Genomic DNA, 25,647 nt, shown 5'->3' on the forward strand with positions numbered 1-25,647 from the left:
ACGCGATAAGGTGTTGGTTTAGTCCCGCGGCCTGCTACGGTGTTGAGCAGGGCTGCTGTGGCCTAGAAAAATCACGGGAGGATTGTTATGCGCAAGAGGCGCCCCTTCTGCTTGGTTGGCTGTCTGGTCTTTCTGTTCGTATCCGCGTTGCCGGCGCTCGGCCAGGACGAGGTGGAGGTCCTGACGAACGCGGATGTCGTTCGATTGACAGAGAGCGGACTTCCGGCATCGGTCATCGTCGCCAAGATCGAGACCTCCTGGACGGACTTCGACACCTCGGTCGATGCCTTGGTGGCGCTCTCCGAGGCCAAGGTGGATCCGGCGGTGCTGGAGGCGATGACGAACGCCGGTGCTGAGCCGGCGCCCGCCGCCAGCGATGCGGCGGCCCTCGACGTGGCGACCGGGACGCGCGCCTCCCAGGTCGCCAATGTCGCCTCGAACTTCGAGGGAACCCCCTGCGAGAGTCCTGGGATCTTCCTCACCGAGGGAGGTTCGCTGGTTGACCTGGAACTGACTCAGACGTCCTCTACCAAGACCGGCAGCGGAGTTCTCTCGGGCCTGACCTACGGCATCAAGTCGACCAAGGCGAAGGCGATGATCAGCGGCGCTCGTTCGCAGGTCCGCACGAGCCAGCGGCAGCCGACCTTCTACTTCTGCTTCGAGGAGGCGCAGGCGGGCCTGTCCTACCAGACGGCGGGCGCCGTGAACCCGTCCGAGTTCCCGCTGATTGCCCTCGACGTGCTGAAGAAGAAGAACCAGCGCTCCCTGGTCACCGGCAAGGTAAACCTCTGGACCGGTGCCTCGGGGGGTTCGCCGCCGAAGCAGTTGCGCCAGGTGGAGTACAGGAAGGTCGTTCCCGGTGTGTACGAAGTGACCTCGCAACAACTGAAGCCGGGCGAGTACGCCTTCTACTACGGCGGCCAGGCAACAGCGGTCGTCGGCTTCTTCGGCCCTGCCATCAGCGGCGCCTCGGTCTCAGGAAAGGTCTTCGCCTTCGGCGTCGACTGATGAAGAGGCGTCCGCTCAGCGTGGCGCTGGCGATGTCCGCGGGCCTTGCGGTCGCGGTGCTGCCACTGGCGGCGCAGACGATCGTCCTGACCGACGTCAACATCATCGATGGCAACGGCGGCCCGGTCCAGGAGGGGATGACGATCGTCATCTCGGGCGCGCGGATCGCGTCGATTACAGAGGGACCGTACGAATCGCCGGGCGCCGGCGACAGCGCCGAGGTTCATGATCTCGATGGCGCCTGGGTGCTACCCGGGTTCTGGAACATGCACGTGCACCTGAGCGTGATGTTCCCGCACAACCACGCCCTGGACGACGAACTGGTGCCGTCCAAGGTCATCCGCGCGGGGCTGAACGCGATCGACGGGCTACGCCACGGCTTTACCAGTATCCGCTCGGTGGGCGAGCAGGACTACATCGACGTCGCCTGGGGACTGGCGTTCGACCAGGGTTTCTTCCTCGGTCCGCGGGTCTTCGGCAGCGGTGAGCCGGTGAGCCCGACCGCCGGGCACCGGGGTTCGGTCGACGAAGGGGCCGACGGTGTGGCCGCCATCCGCAAGGAGGTGCGGAGGCGCGTCCAGAACGGCGCCCGGGCGATCAAGCTGTTCAGCGTCGAGATGCTGCCGGACGAACTCGAGGCGGCCGTCGAGACCGCCGACAACCTGGGCGTTCACGTGACCTCCCATGTCCGCGAGCCGGGTGCGTACGCCGCGGTCGCGGCCGGAGTCGACTGTCTCGAGCACGGCTACGGGCTGACCGACGAGACGATCGAGCTGATGGCGGAGAAGGGGACGTTCTACGACCCGACGATCATCTGCAACCTGAGCGCCGAGTACATCGCGGAGCGGGAGGCGCGGCTGGCCGAGTTGGGCTACGCGGAGGACGAAGAGATCTCGCGGTTGCGGACGATGGTCGCCTTCGCCGACGAACGTTCGCCGGAGTTCGCACGAGAACAGCGGGAGATCCTGAAGAAGTCGGCCGAGGCGGGCGTCAAGCTGCTGATCGGCTCGGACTCGATGCCGATCGGCGAGATGGGATTCCTCGAGATGGAGCAGTTCGTCCTCTCCGGCGTCAGCGAGATGGACACGATCATCGCGGCCACCCGCAACGGGGCCGAGATGCAGGGCCTGCTCGACGATCTCGGCACGGTCGAGGAGGGGAAGCTGGCCGACCTGGTCGTCCTGGGGGCCAACCCGCTCGAGAACATCTCGAACATCCGCGAGACCGTGATGGTGCTCAAGGGGGGCGTCATCGTCGACCTGGACGCGCAGCTCGGGACGTCGACCTACTGGGACTACTACGGCTCGATGGAGTTGCCGGAGGGTTTCCTCGCTGAGTCCGAGGAGGCCGCCGGTTTCCAGCGCGGCAACACGGCATCGGATCAATAGCGCGATCAGCAGATCGCAGGAGGGACGAAGGATGAAGCGGAACACAACGAAAAACCGCGGAGTTCTTCTGGTAACTCTCGTTCTGCTGCTGCCCATTGGGGCCGTCGCCCAGACGACCGTCCTCACCAACGCCACGGTCATCGACGCCACCGGCGCGCCGCCGATCGAGGACGCCGCGGTGGTCATCGAGGGCAACCGGATCAGCGCGATCCACACGCCGTCGTCCTCCGCGCCCGACCCCGGCGACGACGGCCGCGTCATCGACCTTCGTGGCGCCTACGTCCTTCCGGGGTTGTGGAACAACCACTCCCACCTCGGCGACCTGCTGCCGGACCCGAAGGGCATGCTGCCCGACGAGCCGCTGCTGCGGGCCATGATCCGCGCCGGCCGCAACGCGATGGACGCGCTGAAGGCCGGCTTCACGACGCTGCGGATCACCGGCGAGCGCGACTTCATGGACGTGGCCTGGAAGGAGGCCTTCGATGCCGGCGTCTTCGTCGGTCCGCGGATCGTCGCCGGCGGCCCGCCGCTCTCGACCGACGGCGACACGGACTGGCTGGTGCGGACTGGCAAGGGGCCGGAGGGGATCCGGGCGATCGTCGCCGACAACATCGCGAACGGGGTCCAGCTCATCAAGTTCCTGGGCAGCCGGATGCCGCCCGAGGAGTTGATCGCCGGGATCGAGGAAGCGCACCGGCACGGCGTTCCGGTCACCATCCATGGCGGGGACGAAACGGCCCGGATCGCCGCTATGGCCGGCGCCGAGAGCATGGAGCACGGCAACGACCTCTCCGACGACACGATTCGGATGATGGCCGAGGCGGGGATGTTCCTCGACCCGACGATCCAGTGCAACCTGAGCGACGAGTTCATCGTCGAGCGGGAGCGGCTGATCGCGGAGGCCGGCTACGTTGCGTCGCCGGAGGTCATCGAAGGCCGCGTGCGGGTCTCCCGCGCCGACGAGCGCAGCCCGGAGTACGCGAACCACGCGCGCGACGTGATCAACAAGGCATACGCCGCGGGCATCCGCCTGACCACCGGCAGCGACTCGAACCCGATCTCCGAGATCGGGATTCTCGAGATCGAACAGTTCGTCTTCCACGGCATCCCGGCGATGGGCGCCATCCAGGCGGCGACCCGCAACAGTGCCGAGATGATGGGCATGCTGGACGACCTGGGCACGGTCGAGGTCGGCAAGCTCGCCGACCTGATCGTGCTCGAAGAGAACCCGCTCGAGCACATCTCGCACCTGCGTAGCCTGTCCATGGTGATCAAGGACGGCAAGATCGTGAACCGCTCGCAGGATGAGGGTCAGACCAGCTTCTGGGAGCTGTACCTGCAGGACTGAAGGGGAGGCGCAGATGAGGCTGATTCGGATGGCGGCTCTGATCGCAGTTGCGGTCCTTCTGCTGGCCTCCTGCGCCCCGCGGGAACTCGTCACCCTGCCGGAGATCGACACCTCCGGTTCGCCCGACGGCATCGTCGACCTCCCGGCCGACGTGCCGGACGTGTTCCACAAGTACTTCAACAGGTACGCCTACCACCCGACGCCGGACGGCAGGCGGATCCACTTCCTGGTCTCTTCCGGCTGGACCCGCGACCAGATCAAGCACGGCCTCAACGTGATGGAGCACCTGCTGGCGGACCACCCGGGCTCGGTCTACGGCGACGACAAGAGTGGCATCGCCGCGGCGATGGCGGACCGCAAGGCGACGATGGTCTTCTTCGACACCGAACCCGACATGCGCCAGGCGATGAGCGAGGGACTCCGCGACGCGACCGACCTCAGCATGCAGGACCTGCGGGCGAACGAGTGCCCGGCCCCGGGCGACGCGGACTACATGGGCCACGTGACCCGCGACGCCGCCTACGAGGAGATCTGGCACCTGATCCACGACTACGGGATCAAGCCAACGCTGCCGGAGATGATCGCCGAGATGAGAACGGCGAACGACACGGCGGCGGAGAAGGGCTGGTACGCATGGCCCCGGGAGGTGACGGACGACCATCCGAACGAGTACGTGGGCGCCCTGATCGACAACTACTACGACCTCTGGACCGTGCCACCGACCGTGTACGAGGGGCGCCCCATCGAGCCGGACGAGATTCCCGAGGGGTACTCGCACTTCGGCCAGTACTTCGCCGGCAGTCGAGCGGCCATGCCGGAGGGAGACCCGCTCGGCTACGCCCTGGTCACGGGTTTCGTCGGGTCGTACCTGACGTTCACGCCGGAGCTGCCGCTGGACTTCAGCGGTACGTTCTCGATGACGTTCGATCCGGACGTGCGGTACACGATGAAGACCCAGCATCTGCGGAACGCCGCGCTGACCGGCGACGGCGACGCGAACCTGCGCGGCAACGCGCACGACAATGTGCTGGCCGGCAACGCAGGCGCCAACCAGCTAGAAGGCGGCGGCGGCAACGACACGCTGGACGGCGGCGAAGGCAGTGACACGGCGGTCTTCTCGGGCCCGGCGTCCGACTACGAAGTGACCACCGACGCGGACGGAACGACGGTGACCGACTCGCAGACGGACCGGGACGGCGTCGACACGCTGCGGGGCGTGGAGTCGCTGCAGTTCAGCGATGGGACCGTCCAACTGGAACAGTAGGAGAGACGGGTGAAGTTGACTCGCACAGGCGTTCTGATTGCCCTTCTCGCGCTGCTGGCGGTCTCATGCGCCCCTCGGGAACTCGTCACCCTGCCGGACATCGACACGTCGGCTTCGCCCGACGGCATCGTCGACCTCCCGGCCGACGTGCCGGAGATCTTCCATGAGCACTTCAACCGGTACGCCTACCACCCGACGCCGGACGGCAGACGGATCCACTTTCTGATCTCGGAGGGCTGGACCCGCGACCAGATCAAGCACGGCCTGAACGTGATGGAGCATCTGCTGGCGGATTACCCTGGGTCGGTCTACGGCGACGACAAGAGCGGCATCGCTGCCGCGATGGCGGACCGCAAGGCGACGATGGTCTTCTTCGACGACGCTCCCGACATGCGTCAGGCGATGAGCGGGGGACTTCCCGACGCGACGGACCTCAGCATGCAGGACCTGCGGGCGAACGAGAGTCCGGCTCCCGGGGACGCGGACTACATGGGCCACGTCACCAGGGACGCGTCCTACGAGGAGATCTGGCACCTGATCCACGACTACGGCGTCGTCCCGACCCTGCCGGACATGGTCGCCGAGATGAGAACGGCCAACGACGAGGCGGCGGAGAAGGGCTGGGTGGGCGTGCCGGAAGACGAGCCGGAGAACCACCCGAACGAGTACGTGGGCGCCCTGATCGACAACTACTACGACCTCTGGACCGTGCCGCCGACCATGTACGAGGGCCGCGACATCGAGCCCGGCCAGAACCCCGAGGGCCACTCGCACTTTGGGGAGTACTTCGCCGGCAGCCGCGCTTCGATGCCGGAGAAGGATCCGCTGGGCTACGCCCTGGTCACGAACTTCGTCGGGCCGTACCTGACCTACACGCCGGAACTACCGCTGGACTTCAGCGGCACGTTCTCGATGACGTACGACCCGCACGTGCGGTACACGATGAAGACGCAGCATCTGCGAAACGTCGCGCTGACGGGGGACGGCGACGCGGACCTGCAAGGCAACGCTCACGACAACGTGCTGACCGGCAACGCCGGCGCGAACGTGCTGGAGGGCGGAGGCGGCAACGACACGCTGGACGGCGGCGAAGGCAGCGACACGGCGGTCTTCAGTGGACCGGCCGCCGACTACGAAGTCGCCACGGGCGAGGACGGAACGACGGTGACCGACTCGCAAGCGGACCGGGACGGCGTCGACAGGCTGCGGGGCGTGGAGTCCCTGCAGTTCAGCGACGGGACCGTCCAACTGGAACAGTAGGAGAAACAGATGAAGCTGACCAGGACCTATGTGAGTTCGATTCGCACATGCGTTCCGATTGCGGTTCTCGCGCTGCTGGCGGTCTCATGCGCCCCTCGGGAACTCGTCACGCTGCCGGAAATCGACACCTCGGGTTCGCCCGACGGGATCGTCGACCTGCCGGCCGACGTTCCGGAGGTGTTCCATGAGCACTTCAACAGGTACGCCTACGTTCCGACGCCGGACGGCAGGCGGATCCACTTCCTGGTCTCTTCCGGCTGGACCCGCGACCAGATCAAGCACGGCCTGAACGTGATGGAGCACCTGCTGGCCGACTTCCCCGGCTCGGCCTACGGTGACGACAAGAGCGCCATCGCGCACGCGATGGCGGACCGCAAGGCGACGATGGTGTTCTTCGACACCGAGCCCGACCTGGTCCAGGCGATGAGGGGGGGACTGGGCGACGCGACCGATCTCAGCATGCAGGACCTGCGCGCGAACGAGTGTCCGGCCCCGGGCGACGCCGACTACATGGCTCACGTCACCCGCGACGCCTCCTACGAGGAGATCTGGCACCTGATCCATGACTACGGCGTCGTGCCGACGTTGCCGGACATGATCGCCGAGATGCAAACGGCCAACGACGAGGCGGAGGCGAAGGGCTGGGAGGGCTGGCCGGAAGACGAGCCGGAGAACCACCCGAACGAGTACGTGGGCGTTCTGCACGACAACTACTACGACCTGTGGACCGTGATCCCGACCCTGTACGAGGGACGGGATATCGCCCCCGGCGATGTCCCCGAGGGGCATTCGCACTTCGGCGTGTACTTCGCCGGCAGCCGCGCTCTGATGGAGGAGAAGGACCCGCTGGGCTTCGACCTGATCCGGAAGTGGGTGCCGCCGCACCTGACCTACACGTCGGAGCTGCCGCTCGACTTCAGCGGCACCTTCTCGATGACGTTCGACCCGGAGGTGCGTTACACGATGAAGACGCAGCATCTGCGGAACGTCGCGCTCACCGGCGACGGGGACGCGGACCTGCGCGGCAACGCGCACGACAATGTGCTCACCGGCAACGGGGGCGCGAACCGGCTCGAGGGCGGCGGCGGCAACGACACGCTGGACGGCGGCGACGGCGACGACACCGCCGTCTTCAGCGGCGCGGCGGCCGAGTACCAAGTGACCCAGGACGGCGACGGTGCGACGGTGACGGACTCGCAGCCGGACCGGGACGGGACAGACACGCTGAGCGGCGTCGAGTCCCTGCAGTTCAGCGACGGCGTCGTGCAACTGGACCAGTCGGAAGAGTAGGCAGCCGTGAGGGGTTGGATACCGTTGCATGATGCAGGAACGGCACGGACGCCTGGTGCAGCAGATGCGCTTTCTGGTCGAAGTCGACCGGCTCAAGCAGGTGCTGCGGCGCACGTCCATCGTCGGCAACGAGCGCCTCGAGAACTCCGCGGAGCACTCATGGCATGTGAGCTTGATGGCGCTGGTTCTGTCGGAGCACGCGGCCGCCTCCGGGCTCGATCAGCTCAAGGTGCTGAAGATGCTGATCGTGCACGATCTGGTCGAGATCGACGCGGGCGACACCTTCGTCTACGATCAGGCCGGTCTGAAGGACCAGGAGGAGCGCGAAGAGCGTGCGGCGGAGCGGATCTTCGGGCTGCTGCCGGCCGAGAGCGGCGCCGAACTGCGTGCGATCTGGGACGAGTTCGAGGCGCGGGAGAGCCCCGAGGCGAAGTTCGCGAGGGCGCTGGACCGCCTGCAGCCGATGGTGCTCAACTACATCAACGGCGGCGGCCCCTGGCAGGAGCACGGCGTCCGGGCCGACCAGGTGCGCGAGATCAACGGTTGCATCGAGGACGGCGCGCCCGAACTCTGGCGCTACGCAGAGGAACTGATCGAAGACGCCGTTCGGCGCGAACTCCTGGCTCCTTGAGTTCGCCGCATTGGCGCGGCCAGGAGGACGAACCATGAAGACCGCTCTTGCGCTGCTGGGATGCCTGATCATCGTCGCCTGCTCCAGCGTGCCCGACGCAGGCGAGCCGGCGAACGACATCGCCTGGGTCAAGAAGGTGATGGTCCACGGCGTACCGATCTACGCCACGAACACGACCGGCGACGACAAGCTCCTCCACGCGGCGGGCGTCCTCGCCCAGTTCCTCGACAACGACGAGGACGGCGAGATCGACAACCCGAAGGTCCACCAGGCGATGCTGGACACCGGCGGCACGATCGTGATGACCGGGACCCAGGAGGAAGCCGAGTACATGGACTGGGCTAACGCGCCCCGGGGCCAGGGCCTCTACGATGAGGAGACCGAACTCGACGCCCGGGCCCGCGGCGTGTTCGACGCGGCAATCGAAGAGGTCTGGCACATGGTCACGGACAACGGCTACGGCGTGGCCTACCCGGACGTGTTCGGGACGGAGCCGGGGACCGCGCTCACCGACGCGATGGACATCGCCCGCGGCGGCGCCTTCGACGGACCGCCGGACGAGTACCCGGAGGGCGCCTGGTACACCTACGACGACGTGACCTGCGACTACGGCTGCATGGCCTCCGAGTACATCTACTGGGTCTACACGTCGATGATCGGGGCGCAGGACCTGCCGGGCCGTCTGGAAGAGATCGGGCACGAGTGGCCCCTCAACACGCCCGAGAAGTTGCAGGAAGGCGAGCCAGTCCTCTTTGGAGTCCTGAACGATCCCGAGTACAGGATCCCGATGGTCATCCCGGACGGGAACTACGAGGGCGCGCCGCTCGTGATCGAGCCCTACGAATTCCGCTCTCCCTACGAAGCGGCAAACCGGAAGATCCGGCGCGACAAGTTCGATCTCGTTCTCCCGGAGATCATGAGGGAGCGCGGCGTCGACATGTGGATCCATGTGATGCGGGAGTCGATCGCCGACGACTTCGGTATCGACGAACTGGGCAGCGCCTCCGGCGTCTTCGTGTTCACGGACCGCGGTGGCGACCGGATCGAGCGGGCCATCCTCGGACGCCGCTGGGGCGCCACCCAGCGCGGCTGGGGCGAGACGAACTACCGGTACGTCGAAGAGAGCGGCGCCTACGACATCGTCGCCCCGGCGGTCCGGGTCCAGGAACCGGTCGGCGGCCCGTTGACGGAGTACGACTACCGCTTCGAGGGGCTCAGGGACTTCGTCGCCGAGCGCGACCCGGACGTCATCGCCGTCAACTTCAAGCACGAGCTGGGGCCGTGGCCGACCTACCGGGGCGAGATCGACGGCCTCTCGCACACCGACTACCTGCTGCTCTCGGAGGAACTCGGCGACCGGTACGCGAGCCGGCTGATCTCGTCCGAGTGGCTGATGATGGACTACATCAACCACCAGGTGCCGAGCGAGGTCGAACTGCTCAAGCGGCTGCGGCGTGACGAGCTCTGGCTGTTCGAGGACGCGCTGGACGCGATCGAGCCGGGCGTCACCAGGATCGACGAGACTGAACTGACGATCATGCGCCGCATGCGAACCGGCCAGTCCCAGCGCGGCCGCAGCGAGGGCTGGGAGGACGCGGTGGTCCAGGGTGGCGACATCGTCACGAACCCGAGCATCGGCATGTACGCCTACGTGCTACGCGACGGCGAGACGGAGCCGCCGCCCGAGATCCAGGATCTCTGGGCCGAGTACCTGCGCGTCGAGGCGATCCTGGCGGAGACGATCAAGTCCGGTCTGACGCCGCGCGAGATCATTCGCGACTATGAACGGATGTTCGAGGAAGCCGGCATCGTCGTGCGCGACAACCAGCTCCACATGGTGACGCCGAAGAACGACTTCCCGGCCTACGCCGCCGGCTTCGACACGTCGAAGACACACATTTCCATGGACTCGCACGGACAAACGAAGGGCGCCCGGCCCGCATCGGTCGAGACCTACTTCGGGCCCCGGATCGGCTCCCTGGGCCCGGACTGGTCGAAGGACATTCCGCTCGCCCCGTACCACCACTTCGTCATCGAGTACTTCTTCTACATGCCCTCACCGGCCCCTGAGGGCGAGGACCAGTACCTGTTCTGGTGGGCCCACGAAGAGGCGCTGGCCGGCGAGGACGGCATCGAGTACCTCTCGCCACCGCAGACGGAACTCATCCTGATTCGCTGATCACACCAGCAGCTTCTCCAGCCGCGCCACGACGTCCGGGTGTGCGGCCGCGATGTTCTCGTCCTCCCAGGGGTCCGCCTCCAGGTCGTACAGCTCCTGCTCCTCGTGGAAGCCGTCGACCAGCTTGTAGCGGTGGTCCTGGACGACGCGGAACTGCCCGCTGACCGCCTTGCCCGTCTTGAGGGCGGAGCGGACGTGCTCGCGGTGCTCTCCTCGGCCCGTGTCTAGCAGCGGCCGCAGCGAGCGGCTCTGCATCTCCCCGGGAACGCCGACCTCGGCGCAGTCGAGGCTGGTCGCGGCGAGGTCCATCAGGGAGACGAGTGCGTCGCTGCGGATGCCGGCCGCGATGCCCGGCCCTGCCATGACCAGGGGAATCCTCCACGAAGCCTCCTGCGGAGCGCCCTTGCCCCAGTAGTCGTGGTCTCCCAGCATCTCGCCATGGTCGCTGGTGTAGACGACGATCGTGTCGTCCAGCTCGCCGCGCTCCTCCAGCCGCTCCTCGTAGAGCCCGATCCAGCGGTCGATGTTCTCGATCATCGCCGCGTAGTTCTGGCGAATGCGGACGTGGTGCTCGGGCGTGAACGGGGACGGCGGCGCGAGGAGCTGGCCACCCCGTGAGATGCCGTGGTAGTTGTGCGGCTGCGGGAAGTCCTCGATCACCCGGTCGGGCCCGCGATACTCGCGCTCCATCCGCTCGGTGATGTCCATCGGCGGGTGCGGCCCGTTGAAGTTCACGATCAGGAACCAGGGGCTGCCGTCCGGGACGCCGTCGAGGAGTTCCATCCCGGTGCGGGCCGTGTAGTTGTCCTTGTAGGCGTGGTCGCCGATCGGCGTCGGGTCCGTCATCCCCCACCAGTTGACGTGCCGGGGCTCCTGCCGCTCCTCTATGTCCGCGTTGTGGATGTCCTTGAGCGGCGGGTCGAGCGAATCGAGCCAGAACCCGTAGGGCTCGCTGTCGCCGCCGCCCTTGCTGCCGGTGATCAACATGTCGGAGAAGCCCCACTCCTCCATGTGCAGCTTGCCGTCGGGGCGCCGGCCGGCGGGACCCTTGTGCAGGTCGATCTTCCCGCACGCCATCGTGTGGTAGCCGCTGTCGTGCAGGTGCTTGTAGAAGGTCGGCCGGAGCGCCGCGTTGTACACGTCGCGGTTCCGTTCGACCGTGCAGTTCTCGTACTCCATGCCGGACGCCAGGCAGGACCGCGACGGTCCGCACACCGGCGCCGGCACGACCGCCCGCGTGAAGTCGGCGCCGCGTGTCGCCAGGGCGTCCAGGTGCGGGGTCGGCACCGGAATGTCCGGGTTCCGTCCCATCCAGTCGAACCGGTGCTGGTCCGAAACCAACAGCAGGATGTTCGGCCGCCTGATCGCGCGTGGCCCCGGAATCTGCGCGTCGCCGCAGCCGGTGAGGGCGGCCGCGGTCGCCGCGGCGCCGGAGACGAGAACCTCGCGTCGGGAGAGAAGGTGGTTGCGAGAGGTCATGGGCAACTCCTTGCCGACTCGGACGGCTTCGTCGATCTGTGTTGGATGTTCGTACTACGTTAGCAGCCGGGTTGGAGGGTGACAGGTTGGTCGCCGCTTCGCGGCGCAGCCAGGGTCCGCGACGTAGCTACCAGGTGAGCCGCGTCTTCATCCAGCCCGACGTGTTGTGGAAGTCGGACACGGCGCTGCCGGGCGGCACCAGGGCGTCGCAGGCGGCGGCGATCTCCGGATCGAGCGTCATCTCCTGGACCGCGACGAGCTCGCCGAGGTGCTCGAACCGGCGCGGGCCGATCAGCGGTGCCGTGATGCCCGGCCGGTCCTTGCACCAGAGGATGGCGAGCTGGGCCGGCGTGATGCCGGCTTCGGCCGCGAGGCCGGCGAACTCGACGCCGACGCGGACCGCGCGTTCCGTGACCCGGCGGGCGTAGTACTTGCCGAGCACGTCGGCGCGCGAGCCTTCCGGGTAGTTCGCCGCATCCGAGTACCGGCCGGCGAGCACCCCCATCCCAAGCGGCGCCCACGCCAGGATGCCGAGGCCGTGCCTCTGGCATAGCGGGATCAGCTCGTTCTCGATCCGCCGGTCGAGCAGGTTGTAGGGCGCCTGCTCGGACGCGAAGCGGACGTAGCCCTTCAGTTCGCTCACCATGAGTGCTTCCATCACGCCCCAGGCGGGGTAGGTCGAGCAACCGATGTACCGCACCTTGCCGGCGCGCACCAGGTCGTCGAACGCGCGCAGCGTCTCGTCGATCGGGATGCCGAAGTCCGGCCGGTGAGTCTGGTAGAGGTCGATGTGGTCCGTCTGCAGCCGGCGTAGCGCCGCGTCGCAGGCGTTCAGGATGCCGGCCCGGGACAGCCCCTGCTCGTTCGGATTCTGCCCGGGAACGTGCTCTACGCGCGCTAGCCCCGTTTCATCATCGAACTCGCCCGGGTAGATCTTGGTCGAGATCACGACCTCGTGGCGGCGGCCGGTCTCCTTGAGCACGCTGCCGACGATGCGCTCGGCGAGGCCGTCGCCGTAGATGTGCCCGAGATCGATCAGGTTGACGCCGGCGTCGAGAGTCCGCTCGATGATCCGCCGCGCCTCGTCCTCCGGCGTCACGTCACCGAAGTTGCTCGTGCCGAGGCCGAGCGGCGAGACCTTCAGACCGGTGCGGCCGAGGGTGCGGTACTCCATTGGACGAGCAGCCTACCTACATGCGGTCCGCGAGCTGCAGGGCCGGATCGAAGACGCGGTTCGGCACGTCGTCCTCGCCCAGGAGGAACCGGATCTCGTCGTCGTAGCCGGTCATCTCCCAGCGGATCAGCGAGATCGGGATGATGCCGCCGGCCAGGAACTCGTCGATGAAGTCGCGGAGCACGAACTCGTCGCCGAGCTGCATCGCGCGCTCGCGGAAGAGCTTCATGAAGTGGGCCTTGCCGACGACGACTCCGGTGTGGAAGCCGGGGAAGCGCAGGTTGGACTCCATCTCGTACCAGACCATGCGCTCGTCTTCCTGGGACCAGCCCTTGGACATCAGCGCGGCGCAGAGCGCCCGCGACTCGTCGAAGGTGATCAGGTTCGCGTGCATCGCGAGGTCGGGCAGCGCCAGGCTCATGTGGGAGATGTTCATCAGGTACTCGACCTCGCGGCCGCGGCGGGGCCGTTCGTCGAGCACGCCGGCCTGCATCGTGAGTTCCTCGAGGGCGACCGCCCAGCCCTCCATCCGCATCCACTCCATGTTGAAGCGGCGGTCGGCGCCGCGGATTGGCCGGTCGTCGCGCTGGCGCCGCTGGTCGTCGAGCATGTGGCCGACGTACTCGTGGGTCTCACCGGGCAGGATCTCGCGCTCGCGCGCCTTGTGGTCGATGCTCGTATCGGAGGGCAACGGCTCCGGCGGCTCTTCGGGATCGCTGTAGTCGTGCGGGTCGACCCAGTCCGGAACGGTCATGACTTCGCCGTCGCGCAGGAAGTCGACGACGTAGCGCAGCGCCTCGTGCAGGTTGTCGGCGTACTTCTGCGGGGTGTCGGCGATGTCGAACGGCGGCAGGTCGCGGTTGCGGTGCTCCTCCAGGGCCAGGAAGGTGACGAGCCGGTTGTATTCCTGCTCGACGATCATCCGGCTCTCCTCCCAGCCGTAGGGCGAGAGGTGGACGTTGCGGAGCCACCAGTCGTAGTTCTCCTTGCCGATGCCGGCGGCGCCGCTCCAGGACGGTTTGTTCTCCTCGACCCAGCCGCCGAAAGCGAGCACCGCATCGCGGGCGGCCTCGGCGTCGGCGACGAGTTCCGGATGATGTTCGGCGAGGTCCTCAGCGATCCCTTCGTAGATGCGCGCCTCCCGCGGAGCGGCCCAGATCGCGATCCCGCCGAGATCGGGCACCGCCTCGGTCAGGTTGGACTTCGCCTGCTCGTAGACCTTCGGCACCGCCTGCAGGGTCGTCCTGTACTCGGCGAGCTCCTCTTCGTCGAACGGCGGTTCGAACCGGAACAGCGACCGGAAGCCCGACATCGCCGGCCCGGCGCCGCCCTGGGACATGAGGTAGAAGGCCGGGTCGCGCGACCAGGGCCGGGTCACCCGGTGGTGGAAGTCGAGCCCGTTCATCTCGGCCCGGACCAGGTGATGGTCGATCTGCTCGGAGACGGTCCATTCCGAGATGTCGATCGCGTGGAGCCGCCTCTTGTAGTCCTCGAGGCCGTCACGCTGGCGAGCCATCGCCTCGGTGGTGTAGTCCGGCACACCGTCCACGATCTCCGGTTCCTGGAAGACGCGGAAGTCCTCGAAGAGCACGAGCAGGTCGTCGTGGGTGCCGGGTGCGGCCTCTTCAGTGGCTGGCGGCGTCGGAGCGCAGGCGATCGCCAGCGCAAGCAGGATGGTCAGGGGAGCGAGGCGGAACTTGATCTGCCACATGAGGTGTGCTCCTTTCAATCGGGGATGTTGACGAGGGTGTAGTAAGCCTCCGGGTGAAGCAGCGGTTCGCCGTCGCCGCTGCGGACTCCATCGAGGTGCAGTTCGTGGACGTAGCCGGCCCGCAACGGCTCGACCCCCAGGCGGACGCTCAAGCCGTCCGGAGCGAACCGGGCGGACCGGACGGCGACCACCAGCTTGTCGTCCTCCGGGCCGCCGTAGTTCTCGCTAAGACGGTAGGTGTAGCTCTCCATGCGGTAGGACGCGGGGTCGCCGGCCGTCGCCGGATCGACGGCCCGGGTGAAGGTGAGTTCGAAGCCGTCGGGCCGAGCCCGCATCTCGTGGACTTCGAACGGCACCGCCCCTGTCCAGACGATCCGCTGAAGTCCGTGAGGTTCGGGGCCGACGCCGCCCCAGCCGCGGTCCGACAGGCCGGCGAAGAGCGAACCGTCGTCGGCGAACGCCAGGCGGATCACGCCGCTGTCGAGGCCGCGCCGGAAGTTGAAGGCGGCGCCCTGCCAGTGGCCGCCGACCTTCTCCAGGAAGACGCGCATGACCATCGCGTGGTGCTGGTCGCCGACGAAGACCTGACCTTCGAAGGGCCCGAACTTGCCGCTGGTCGTGTCCCACCGGAGACCGGAGGGGGACTGCCCCATCTTCACGTAGGGGAACCAGACGGAGGGCATGCGGTAGTTCGGAATCAGCTCGTGCAGGTCCTTCATGTAGGTCCCGCCTTCCGGCTGGCCTTCCGGCGGCGGCTCGACCTGCGAGTCGGGATGGTGGGTGGAGGCCATGCCGTGCGGATGGCCGTGGAAGTCCCCGACCTGGATCAGCGAGAGCTTGGAGGCGTTGTTCCACTCGCCCTGGTTGTCGGTGTAGAAGACCTCGCCCCAGGGGCTGACTTCGATGCCGGCGGGTGAGCGCAGACCGGCGGCCACGAACTCGGTGTCGCCGGTCGCGGGATCGATGCGGGCCGCCCAGCCGCGCCAGGGGGCGTGACCGTAGGGCTGGTCGCCGAACGGGATGTTCATGGTCACCCAGAGCTTGCCGTCAGGCGTCGGCCGCGGTCCGAAGACGTACTCGTGGTAGTCGCCGCTGGTCTCCCAGGCGTCGGTCACCGTCTCGAAGACGTCGGCGCGGTCATCGCCGTCGATGTCCCGGAGGCGCGTCAGCTCGCCGCGCTGGGCGGCGTAGATCCAGCCGCCGTACTCCAGCAGGCCGAGCGGCTGCCCGAGGCCGAAGGCGTACTGCTTGAAGAACGGCGCCGGCGGATCGCTGAAGGCGTTCTCGACGATGAAGATCTCACCGCGCCGCGTCGCCGCCATGATGCGGCCGTCGGAGAGCTGGAGCAGCCCGCCGACTTCCATCGACATGCCTTCGTTGAGCGGCATGGTGAGCACCCGGTAGTAGGGCTCCTCGGCGGCGATCCGGGGGCCGACGTCCGCCTGCTGGCGGGCCAGCAGCTCCTTGTCCGTCAGTTCCCGTAGCTCCTCGTCAGGCGGTTCCTGAGCGAACAGCGGCAGGGGCAGCAGGAACGCGACGAGCGCGACCGCGAGGGTTGGACGGCAGCTCACCATGACAGCGTCACGTCCAGTGCGAGCGTCTCGCCCGGTTCGAGTTCGATCCGTTGCAGGAGCTGGCGGACGTCCTGGGAATCGCGGACGATCGGTTCGAGATCGGCGGTCGATGTGACGGCCACGTCGAGCGTGTCGTCAACTCGCCACTTCCGATCCGCCGTCGATGCGATCTCTTCCCCTTCGGCCAGCAGAAGAAAGAGGGGGTCGGGAGCGGTGCCGGCGGCAAGCCGGAAGCGGCGGATCAGGTCCGTGCCGCCCCCCGCATGCAGTGGCGTCGGCGTTTCCTCGACCAGGATGTCCCCCACCCGGTAGCGCAGAACGGGGTGACCCTGTTCGTCGAGCCGGTAGCCGAGGAAGCGTCCGCCAACATTACGGTCGCCGCGGCCGGGGTTGGGCCACGGGGTGTCGATGTCGTCGAGGATTGCCAGCGCCGGGCCCGGTGGCAGGTTCAGCACGTCCGTGCCGTAGGGACCGAAGAACTGGCCTGCCCTGCCCTGCCAGGTGCCCTTCGCGTCGAAGAAGCCGCCGCGCCAGATCTTGGCCAGGCGGACGGTATTCGCGTCGAAGGCAACGTGGACGTTTTCGGGATAGCCGATCGCGATCGACCGCGGACCGACGTCGATCATGTGGGTGCGGAAGACGAGCGGACGGTCCTCGGGCACCAGGACCATGTCGGACCCGGCATCCATCCCTTCGGGCGTTGGCATCGACGTGCCGAGCGACAGGAAACTCCAGATCGCTCCGATCTGGCCGTCGACCGTGCCGTTGCCGAGCTGCGGGAAGTTGGTGGCGCCTTCGGGCCAGTAGCCGGGCATCCGAGTGCCTGGGCGGGTCGCGGCAGGATCCCGCAGGAACCGGTCGACCCAGCCCGGCCGCAGGCGATCCCAGGCGGTCGCCAGGTCGATCGTCGAGATTCCCGGCGCCCGGTTGGCGTGGATGTCGTGGCAAGTGACGCAGCTCATGCCGCCGGTGCCGAGGAGCTCCATGCCGTCGTTCGCGGCGGCGACGGAGAAAGGCGCTTCGTCCATGTCTTCGGGCGAGGCGTCGAGGGCCTCCAGCGCCGTGGCGAGCCGCTCAGCGGCGTCAGCCGGGAAGCGGGGCATCCTGACCTCCATGAAGTCGCGGCGGACGTGGAGTTCGTCGTCGGTCAGGATCGAGTGCAGCGTCCGTGGCTTCAGCTTTCCGCCGACGCCGTCGAGCGGAGGCGGCAGCCGCCCCTCCTCGCCGAGGTCCTGGTTGTCCACGACCTTGAAGTACTGGGCGCGCACGGAGTCAGGGCCGCCGACCGCCTTGCCGCCGGCCCGTCGCTGGTGGCAGGCGTAGCAGTTGAAGCTCGCCATCGCATGGACGATCTCGTCCTCGGCGTCTCGTTGTGCCGGGGATCCATCGAGGCTTGCAAGCGCCGCCTGGATCGCGCGTTTCTGGTGATCGGCGAGTCGGTAGCGCGGCGACGTCGCGCCGGTGTGCATGCCGGGCTCGGCGAAGACGGAGTCCGGATCGAGCAGGCTCAGATCGGGAGCCCGCTCGCGCGACACGGAGTACGACCGGCCACGTTCCGGATCGACGCCCGGTGAGTCGTGGCATGAGGCGCATCCGAAGCGGGCGAAGAGCGCGCTGCCCTCCTCCTCGTACCAGTCGCGTGCGGCCGGCGGCGCGCCGACAGGTCGCAGGCGGACGTTCTCGTAGCTCGTCAGATCATCGAGCGACGTCTCCGCCTGCAACGCGCCTCCGGCGACGCGGACTTCGACGAACGGCTCTTCGATGCTGCCTCGGATGAAGTACGCCACCTCGACCGGGTGATCCCCGCCATTCAGATCGAGTTCGACGGCCGTTGCCCGCGCGCTGAACTGAGGCTTCGAAGCGACGACCTCGTCTCCGATCCTCAGCGTGGAACCGGACCGCCGGTCGGCGCTCAGCGTGAAGGTGTAGCTCCCGTCCGCGGGCAGGGTCAGGAGGCCGCTGTAGCGGATCGCGTGGTTGCCGTAGTTCATCTTCGCCGGCAGGTTGAGCGAAAGGGTGGCGATCTGGCCCACGGCCGCCGGCTCCGCCCGGTCGAGGTTCGGTGCCGGTCGGTCGAAGAAACCGGCCACGTCCTCGTCCTGCTCCGGGTCGAGGAAGTACTCGAACTCGAAGCCGCGGCGGCGCTCGACCACAAGGGGCGTCTGGCTGCGGAGCAGGTAGACCGCGATGTCCTCGGCCTCGTCCCGCGCGAGATGAAGCGGCGGCATGCGTCCGCTCGGCCGCGCGCCGCGCGGGTCGAGCAGAAACTCCGTCAGCGCTCCCACTGATGTCTTCGCGCTCAGGTCGGCCAGGGGGACGGAAGGGATGGCCGGTTCGCCTGCGCCGCCTTCGGGTGCGGGGCAGGCGACACAGCCGACCGAGTGGAAGAGTCGGCGCCCGCGTTCGACCGTGGAGCGGAAGCGATGAACCGGGAAGCCGGCGGTGAAGTCGCTGCGGGCGGCGTTCTGGTCTTCCGGCCCGGCCTCCGCCCCGCGGAAAGCGAGGTAGCCGACGAGCGTCCTTGTGACTCGTTGCCGTTCGTCGGGTTCCAGGGAGTGGAGCATCTCGGGCATCGTCGAGCCCGGTTTCTGTTCGTGCGGTTCGGTCAGATAGTCGGCGAGCCAGCGGTCTGTGGCGCGTTCACCGATCCGGTCCAGATCCGGCGCGGTTCTCGTGGCGATCCGCCTTACTGTGGCCTCCGTCGCCTCATGGCAGGACAGGCAGTTCAGTTCGCCCAGGAGGATCTCGCCCAGCGCGGCTTCGTCCGTGGCGCCGGCCAGCCTGAGGTGCTCGTACCCGGGGACAACTGGCGGGGAAAGCGAGGCGGCAGATGCCTGAGCCTGCACCCCGACGCCAGGTGCCGCCATTGCGATGACACAGATGAGCGGCACGAACCGGACGATCTCGGCGGAGCGTGGTGCCTGCATTCGATGAAGCCGAGGTCACGATACACGAGGCAATCGGACCACTGACCGCTAGGATCGATTGATGAGCAGCGGGGCCCGGGCACCGGGCGTGCCCCAAGGGGCGATCGGAGTCGTCCTCCTCCTTTCCGCGGTCTTCGTCGCCTGCTCCCCCGGTGGCGACGAGGCGCCAGCGCCCGCGGCCGAAGCCGCGATCCCGCACCCGGCCCTCTCGGAGCTGGAACCGCCCCTGGCCCGAGAGCTGGAGGCCCGGCGCGGTGCACTCGACGCGCTGCTCGCCAGCGCCGACGCGGGCACCGCCGAACAGGCGCAGGCCTTGGGCAACCTGGGCCGGCTCTACCAGGCTCACCGCTTGCTCGAGGCGGCGCGAGCCTGCTACGCCGAGGCGCACACTCTGGCGCCGGAGTCATTCGACTGGGCTTACTACCTGGGCGTCCTCGCGGCGGGTAGTGGCGATGTCGAGGCGGCCTCTACGGCCTTCCGTCACGCGCTCGATCTCCGACCGGACGACGCGCCGGCCCTCGTCCGGCTCGCCGACCTGGAAGTCGAACAGGGCCGGATCGAAGAGGCCGAACTGCTCTACATCCGGGCAGCGGCGGTGGACGACTCGGCCGCCGTGGCCTACGGGTTGGGCCGGGTCGCCGAGCAGAGAGGCGCATACGCCGAGGCCATCGAGCAATTCCGGCGAGCCTTGACACTCCAGCCGAGAGCTTCCGTCCTCCACTACCACCTCGGCCAGGCCTACCGCGAGTTGGGCGAGTTCGAGCGGGCCGAAGAAGCGCTGGCGCGGAGCGGGCCGAACCGCGTCGCCATGGCCGATCCGCTGATGCACGAGTTGACGACACTCGCGATCGGTGCCTTGCCCCACCTCGACCGAGGCCATTCCGCCGCCCGCGAGGGTCGGCTGGCCGAGGCGGAATCCGCGTACCGGCAGGCGGTGGCGGCCGACGCCACGAGTGTGCGCGCGCACCAGAGCCTGGCGACGCTACTGATCCGCCGGGGCGACGCGGAAGCGGCCCTGGAGCACTTCGGCGTCGCGGTCCGGTTGGAGCCCGAGAATGCCGAGGCCCACTCGGACCTCGGCGTGCTCCTGAGTGAACTGGGGCGAAACGACCGCGCGCTGGAGCACCTTGGCCGGGCGGTTGAACTCGAACCGGGGCTGGTGGAGGCTCTGCTGACCCTCGGCAACGTCCAGATCCGGTTGGGGCGGCTCGACGAGGCGGAGGCGACCTACCGCCAAGTGCTTGAGAGTGACGCTACGAACGGCGATGCGCGGCTTGGACTCGGCGCCGTGCTGGCGCAGACGGGCAATTTCGAACTGGCCGTTGTGGAACTTCGCGAGGCCGTGCGCCTGGTGCCCGAGGGTGACAGGACGCCGCAGATCCACTTCGGCTTCGCTGAGGCCCTCGTGCGCACCGGCCGTCTAGAAGAAGCGCTGCCGCACTACACGCGGGTCCGGGAGATCGCGCCCGCCGACGGCCTCGCCTGGCTGCGCGAGGCGACCGTGCTGATGGGGCTCGGACGTTTCGGTGATGCGAGGGCGGTGCTCCAAGCGCGGCTGCGCGTCGAGTCGACGGACGGCCGGGCCGCTCACTCGCTGGCGAGACTGCTGGCCGGTGCCCCGGACCCATCGCTTCGCGACGGTCCACGGGCCGTCGCCCTCGCTGGCGCACTGATGGAGGCCGACAACTCGGCGTCCACGGCCGAAACCGCCGCCATGGCGCTCGCCGAAGCGGGCAGCTTCGAAGAGGCGGTCAGCATCCAGCGCACTCTCGTCGAGGAGGCTCGCCGGCAGGGCAGGACGGGCGAGGAGCGACGGCTCTCCCGCAACCTGGAGCGGTACGAGCGGAGCGAAGCGTGTTGCGCCCGCGCGGCGGACGCGTTTCCGCCGTATTGATCCTAAGGAGACCCCAAGCCCAGCGCATCCCCCTCGCCCTGAACCAGCGTTTGGTACTCCCCGACTTGCAGGTCTGCCCAGCGTTCCGCCGTGCCGTCGGGCCAGCGGACCTCGACGTGGCTGACTGCATTTGCCTCACCGAGGCCGATCAGCAGCCGGGGATCGCGGGCCGAGGCGTAGCTGCCGTCGGTGTGGACGTGGCGCCAGATGGGTGTTGCGCCCTGCCGGTGGATCAGAACCTGGGCGCCCAGCGCGTCGCGGTTGTGGGCTACGAGCCGCAAGCCGAGCCAGGGGCGGTTCTGGCCGACCTGGTTTAGGAGCAGACGGGTCGGCGCGTTGCTGTTGACGACGACGACGTCCAGGTCGCCGTCGTTGTCGACGTCGCCGAAGGCGGCGGCGCGGCTGACTTCGGACGACTCGAAGACCGCGCCGGCCTCGGCAGTGACTTCCGCGAAGCTGCCGTCGCCGAGGTTGCGGAAGAGCTGGTCGGTCTGCCGCAGCGGGTAGGGATCGCCTTCCCGGATCTGCGCGTCGATGCCGATCACGGCGCCGTTGACGACGAGCAGGTCGAGCCAGGAGTCGTTGTCGTAATCGATCCAGCCGATGCCGAAGGCGGTGAACGGCAGGCTCGGCGGGCCGAGTTGGGACGACGCCGACTGGTCCCGGAACAGTCCGGCGCCGCCGTTGACGTAGAGGGTGTTCGTCTCCTGTTCCAGGTGGCTGAGGACGATGTCGGGTTGGCCGTCGCCGTTGAAGTCCCCGGCGTCGACGCCCATGCCGGCCTCGGGCTGGCCTTCGCTGTTGACGGCGACTCCGGCCAGCAGGGCGTTGTCGGCGAAGGTGCCGTCGCCCCGGTTGATCCACAGCCGGTTCCACATCAGGTCGTTCGCCACGTAGAGGTCGATCCAGCGGTCGCCGTTGAAGTCGGCGGCGACGGCGCCGAGGCCCGAACCGGGCTCGGTGCCGATTCCCGAGGGAGTCGACACGTCCTCGAAGGTGCCGTCGCGGCGGTTGCGGAACAGGCTGTCGGCCGCCGGCCGGTAGGCGCCGGGGGCGCAGTAGGTCATGACGCCGCTCGGGAGTGGGCACGGCGAGTGGCCCTCCAGCGAGTAGTCGACGTAGTTGCCGACGTAGAGGTCCAGCCAGCCGTCGCGGTCGAAGTCGAAGAACGTGGCGGCGACGGACCAGCGCGGATCGTCGGCGCCCGAGGCGGCCGTGACGTCGTCGAACGTGCCGTCGCCGCGGTTTCGCAGGAACTGGTTGGAGCCGAAGTTCGTGACGTAGAGGTCCGTCCAGCCGTCGTTGTCGAAGTCGCCCGTCGCGACGCCCATGCCGTAGCCGGCGGCCTCGATTCTGCTCGCGTCGGTGACGTCGGTGAAACGGAGGCTGGCGCCGGTGGCGCCGGGTTCCAGATCGTTGCGGTACAGGCGGTCCGTGAGCGGCGTGCCGGGAGGCGGCGGGAAGAGGGCGTCGTCGGGGGAGAGATCGGGGCTCGGCATTCCGCCCTGGGCGAGGTACAGGTCCGGATCGCCGTCGTTGTCGAAGTCGAACAGGGCGGCGCCGCCGCCCATGATCTCGTTGAAGTAGTGCTCGCCGGACATGCCGTTGAAGTAGACGAAGTCGAGGTTGGAGGCGGGGGCGGCGTCGATGAAGATCGGGTGTTGGGTGGTGGAGGCGGGGTCGGTGCTGGTTGGTGGGACGCAGGCGGTGAGAAAGACCAGGGTGAGGGCAAGGCGCGCGCTCGCCGCTTTGCGGCGTTGCGCCTGATGCCGGCCAGGAGGCCGGCGCACCCAGTGGTTAGTCAACCCTGGCGTTCCAGTGCGCGGGCGGAAGCGAGTTCCCGTTGCGCCTCTTCCGCCTGGCCGAGGCGGGCGTAGATGTCGGCGAGCAGGTAGTGGCCCATGGGCGCCATGTCCGAGGCCGGGTCGAGATCGAGGCCGGTGCGGGCGAGTTCGATCGCGCGGTCGAGCTGTTCATTGCGGTCGACGAGGGACTTGGCGAGGAAGAAGTGGCCGACGGCGAACCCCGGGTTGATCTCGATCGATTGCTCCAGGGCTTCGGCCGCGCCATAACGGTCGCCCAGGCTGTCGAGCAGCCTGCCGAGGTTGAACTGGACCCGGTAGCTCTGCGGGTGGTAGTCGAGTTCGCGGCGGTAGAAGTCGACCGCGGCGCGCGGGTCGCCGCGCTGCTCGGCGAGCAGGGCGAGGTTGAAGTGGGCCAGGCGAACGTCCTCCTGAACGGTCAGGGCCTCCTCGAAGAGCCGCTCCGCGTTGACCAGGTCGGATCGGAGGAGAGCCACGGCGCCCTGACTGACGACCGCGGCGCCCATCTCCGGCGACAGATCGGCGGCCTCCCTGAGGTGCTCCTCGGCGCCCTCCAGGTCGCCGAAGTCCACGAGCATGCGCGCCAGTTCGTAGTGGATGATCGCGTTGCGGGGATCGAGCCGCAGGAACTCCCGGTAGCCGAGGATCGCCTCCTCCTCGGCGCCCTCTCGCCGGTAGGCGTTGGCGAGGTTGATCACAGCGTGGGCGTAGTCGGGCTTCAGTTCGATGGCTCTCCGGTAGCTCTCGATCGCGGCGCCGGTGTCGTCGCCGCGCATTTGCTCATCGCCCAGACGGACCCAGGCGTCGATCACCAACGGGTCCTCGTTCAGCACCCGTTCGAGGGCTTCGACGGCCGCCGGCCGGTTTCCCTTGAGCGAAGCCTCGCGCGCGTCGCGCATCAGGTTGAAGAGGTGGATCCGGTCCTTGGGGTCGGCGAGCAGGGCCCGGTCCACGTTGTCGTCGGTACTGCCGCCGAAACTGGCCAGATAGCCGAGGGCGGCGAGCCGCGCCCGGGTTTCCGGGTCGATCTCCTCGATCGCCGCCGGCCGCGCCACGTCGGCCCATCTCGACTCGAGGGACTGGAGCATGGAGGCCATCCGGTCCGCCTCGTCGGGCCGCGCGGAGTACAGGTTGTTCCGCTCGTCCGGGTCGACCGCCAGGTCGTACAACTCGGGCCGGGGCGCGGCGACGTACTTCATGTTCTCGACCCGCAGCGCGGCGAGGTCGCTCCAGCCGTAGTGATAGCGCGGATAGACGGCTTCCGCGTAGGCCGGCAGGCGCGGCCCTGAGGCCCCCGTCAGGAGCCGGACGATGCTTGCGCCTTCGAAGGAGGAATCCCGCTCCGCCTGGCCCGCGTCGACCGCCAGCAGGTCGAGGACGGTCGGGGAGACATCGACCGCCCGGACCACGTCGCCGATCCTGCGGCCCCGCATCGTGTCGTAGGGCGCGCGAAGGATGAAGGGAACCCGCGTCGCCCCCTCGTAGACGAAGAAGCCGTGGCCGGATTCGCCGTGCTCGCCGAGACTCTCGCCGTGGTCTCCGATCACGATGACGACGGTGTCGTCGGCGCGCCCGTTCTGGTCGAGCCAGTCCAGCAACCGGCCGACCTGCGAGTCGACGTAGGCGATCTCGCCGACGTATGGACGGTTCCGGTACCGCTCGGCGAACGGTTCCGGCGGTTCGTAGGGCGAGTGCGGATCGTAGAAGTGGACCCAGGAGAAGAAGCGCGCGTCCGGGGCCTCGTCGAGCCACGCCAGCGCCGCGTCCGTGACCTCGCCCGCCGGCCGTTCGATCTCGTTCAGCGCCAGCCGCACGGTGTCGCTCAGTTCGAAGTCGTCGAAGTAGTGGTCGAAGCCCTGGGCGATCCCCCACTTCGCGTCGAGCACGAACGCCCCCACGAAACCGCCGGTGCGCAGCCCCTCGTCGCGCAGGATCTCGGCCAGGACGACGTGCTCGTCGCCCAGGTAGAAGGCGCCGTTGTCCCGGACTCCGTGAGCCGGCGGGAACTGTCCGGTGAAGATCGACGCGTGCGCCGGCAGAGTCAGCGGCGCCACCGCCTCCGCCTGCTCGAACAGCACACCCTCCGCCGCCAGCCGGTCCATGTGCGGCGTCTCGATGCCGGCGAACCCGTAAGCCCCGATCCGGTCCGCCCGGGTCGTGTCCAGCGTGATGAGCAGAAGACTCAGGTCACCGGGCCCGACCCCGGCCGGAAGCCGACCCAGCACATGCCCCGACGGCGCAGTGACCTCACCGCCGGACAGTAGGCGGACCGCCACACCGACCACCACAACGCCGGCAACGGCCAGGGCCACAGCAAGCCCGATCCACCGCCCCGCGCGCTTCACTCGCGAGGCGCGCTCCTGGCCAAGCGCATCATCGCGACGAGTTTGTCCGCGCCCCATGACGAGGAAAAAGCCTAACAGCGCCTAACTCTTCTCACGTGCCATCCGTGCGTATGCCACCCTCTGGATCCTCTACGAGAAAGCGGGGCCATGCAGCCGGCAGTCGTCGCCGTTTCGCCACCAGACGACTTCCAGCCTGCCAGGGGCGCGGGAGGGGGTCCCGGCGAGGCTGTCGGCAAGCGACGCCCTGCGCCCTCTCATCGTCCGACGACTAACCGGAGCGCAGCCGACCGCAGCGAGCACCCACCTCTCATCCATCCGGTAAGTGCGAGCGACCGCTGGGACCCCCTCCCGC

General features: G+C 68.2%; 15 protein-coding genes and 1 pseudogene. 8 read left to right on the forward strand and 8 right to left on the reverse strand.

The window, feature by feature from the left end; genetic code table 11:
• Window positions 1-87: 87 nt before the first annotated feature.
• Genes OXG83_15745 through OXG83_15775 form a run of 7 tightly spaced genes read left to right on the forward strand, consistent with a single transcriptional unit; the run spans window position 88 to window position 8,189 of the window.
• Window positions 88-1,008 (forward strand): hypothetical protein, encoded by a 921-nt coding sequence (locus OXG83_15745; GenBank protein ID MCY3966484.1) that lies wholly within the window; start codon window positions 88-90, stop codon window positions 1,006-1,008.
• Window positions 1,008-2,396: an amidohydrolase family protein gene (locus OXG83_15750; protein ID MCY3966485.1), complete on the forward strand. Its 1,389-nt coding sequence runs from the start codon at window positions 1,008-1,010 to the stop codon at window positions 2,394-2,396. The genes OXG83_15745 and OXG83_15750 overlap by 1 nt, the downstream gene beginning before the upstream one ends.
• Window positions 2,397-2,427: 31 nt before the next feature.
• Window positions 2,428-3,744, forward strand: a complete 1,317-nt coding sequence (locus OXG83_15755; protein MCY3966486.1) for an amidohydrolase family protein — start codon at window positions 2,428-2,430, stop codon at window positions 3,742-3,744.
• A 13-nt stretch (window positions 3,745-3,757) separates the two neighbouring features.
• Complete coding sequence (locus OXG83_15760; protein MCY3966487.1) at window positions 3,758-5,008, forward strand: hypothetical protein; 1,251 nt, start codon at window positions 3,758-3,760, stop codon at window positions 5,006-5,008.
• 9 nt (window positions 5,009-5,017) lie between these two features.
• Window positions 5,018-6,268, forward strand: coding sequence for a hypothetical protein (locus tag OXG83_15765; GenBank protein ID MCY3966488.1), 1,251 nt, complete (start codon window positions 5,018-5,020; stop codon window positions 6,266-6,268).
• Between the two features lie 9 nt (window positions 6,269-6,277).
• Complete coding sequence (locus OXG83_15770; protein MCY3966489.1) at window positions 6,278-7,558, forward strand: hypothetical protein; 1,281 nt, start codon at window positions 6,278-6,280, stop codon at window positions 7,556-7,558.
• A 31-nt stretch (window positions 7,559-7,589) separates the two neighbouring features.
• Complete coding sequence (locus tag OXG83_15775) at window positions 7,590-8,189, forward strand: HD domain-containing protein (GenBank protein MCY3966490.1); 600 nt, start codon at window positions 7,590-7,592, stop codon at window positions 8,187-8,189.
• 221 nt (window positions 8,190-8,410) lie between these two features.
• Here OXG83_15775 and OXG83_15780 read toward each other — a convergent pair.
• From OXG83_15780 to OXG83_15805, 6 genes and pseudogenes are all read right to left on the reverse strand, one after another.
• A pseudogene (locus OXG83_15780) lies at window positions 8,411-8,515 on the reverse strand (hypothetical protein).
• Between the two features lie 1,853 nt (window positions 8,516-10,368).
• Window positions 10,369-11,847 carry a sulfatase-like hydrolase/transferase gene (locus tag OXG83_15785; GenBank protein MCY3966491.1) on the reverse strand — a complete coding sequence of 493 codons (1,479 nt, stop codon included), beginning with the start codon at window positions 11,845-11,847 and terminating at the stop codon, window positions 10,369-10,371.
• Between the two features lie 127 nt (window positions 11,848-11,974).
• Window positions 11,975-13,021 (reverse strand): aldo/keto reductase, encoded by a 1,047-nt coding sequence (locus tag OXG83_15790; GenBank protein MCY3966492.1) that lies wholly within the window; start codon window positions 13,019-13,021, stop codon window positions 11,975-11,977.
• 16 nt (window positions 13,022-13,037) lie between these two features.
• Complete coding sequence (locus OXG83_15795; GenBank protein ID MCY3966493.1) at window positions 13,038-14,732, reverse strand: DUF885 family protein; 1,695 nt, start codon at window positions 14,730-14,732, stop codon at window positions 13,038-13,040.
• Between the two features lie 14 nt (window positions 14,733-14,746).
• On the reverse strand, window positions 14,747-16,306 hold the full coding sequence (locus OXG83_15800; GenBank protein ID MCY3966494.1) for a hypothetical protein: 1,560 nt from the start codon (window positions 16,304-16,306) through the stop codon (window positions 14,747-14,749).
• Window positions 16,300-19,233: a hypothetical protein gene (locus OXG83_15805; GenBank protein MCY3966495.1), complete on the reverse strand. Its 2,934-nt coding sequence runs from the start codon at window positions 19,231-19,233 to the stop codon at window positions 16,300-16,302. The genes OXG83_15800 and OXG83_15805 overlap by 7 nt, the downstream gene beginning before the upstream one ends.
• Before the next feature lie 61 nt (window positions 19,234-19,294).
• On the opposite strand from OXG83_15805, the gene OXG83_15810 reads away from it, so the two are divergent.
• Window positions 19,295-21,127: a tetratricopeptide repeat protein gene (locus OXG83_15810; GenBank protein ID MCY3966496.1), complete on the forward strand. Its 1,833-nt coding sequence runs from the start codon at window positions 19,295-19,297 to the stop codon at window positions 21,125-21,127.
• 2 nt (window positions 21,128-21,129) lie between these two features.
• Here the strand turns inward: OXG83_15810 and OXG83_15815 are convergent, their stop codons facing one another.
• Entirely contained in the window at window positions 21,130-22,932 is a 1,803-nt protein-coding gene (locus OXG83_15815) for a CRTAC1 family protein (protein ID MCY3966497.1), read from the reverse strand.
• Window positions 22,929-25,295, reverse strand: coding sequence for a sulfatase-like hydrolase/transferase (locus OXG83_15820; protein ID MCY3966498.1), 2,367 nt, complete (start codon window positions 25,293-25,295; stop codon window positions 22,929-22,931). Before OXG83_15820 ends, OXG83_15815 begins: the two co-directional genes overlap by 4 nt.
• Window positions 25,296-25,647 lie beyond the last annotated feature (352 nt).

The organism is Acidobacteriota bacterium (assembly GCA_026707545.1).
Lineage (GTDB): Bacteria > Acidobacteriota > Thermoanaerobaculia > Multivoradales > Multivoraceae > Multivorans.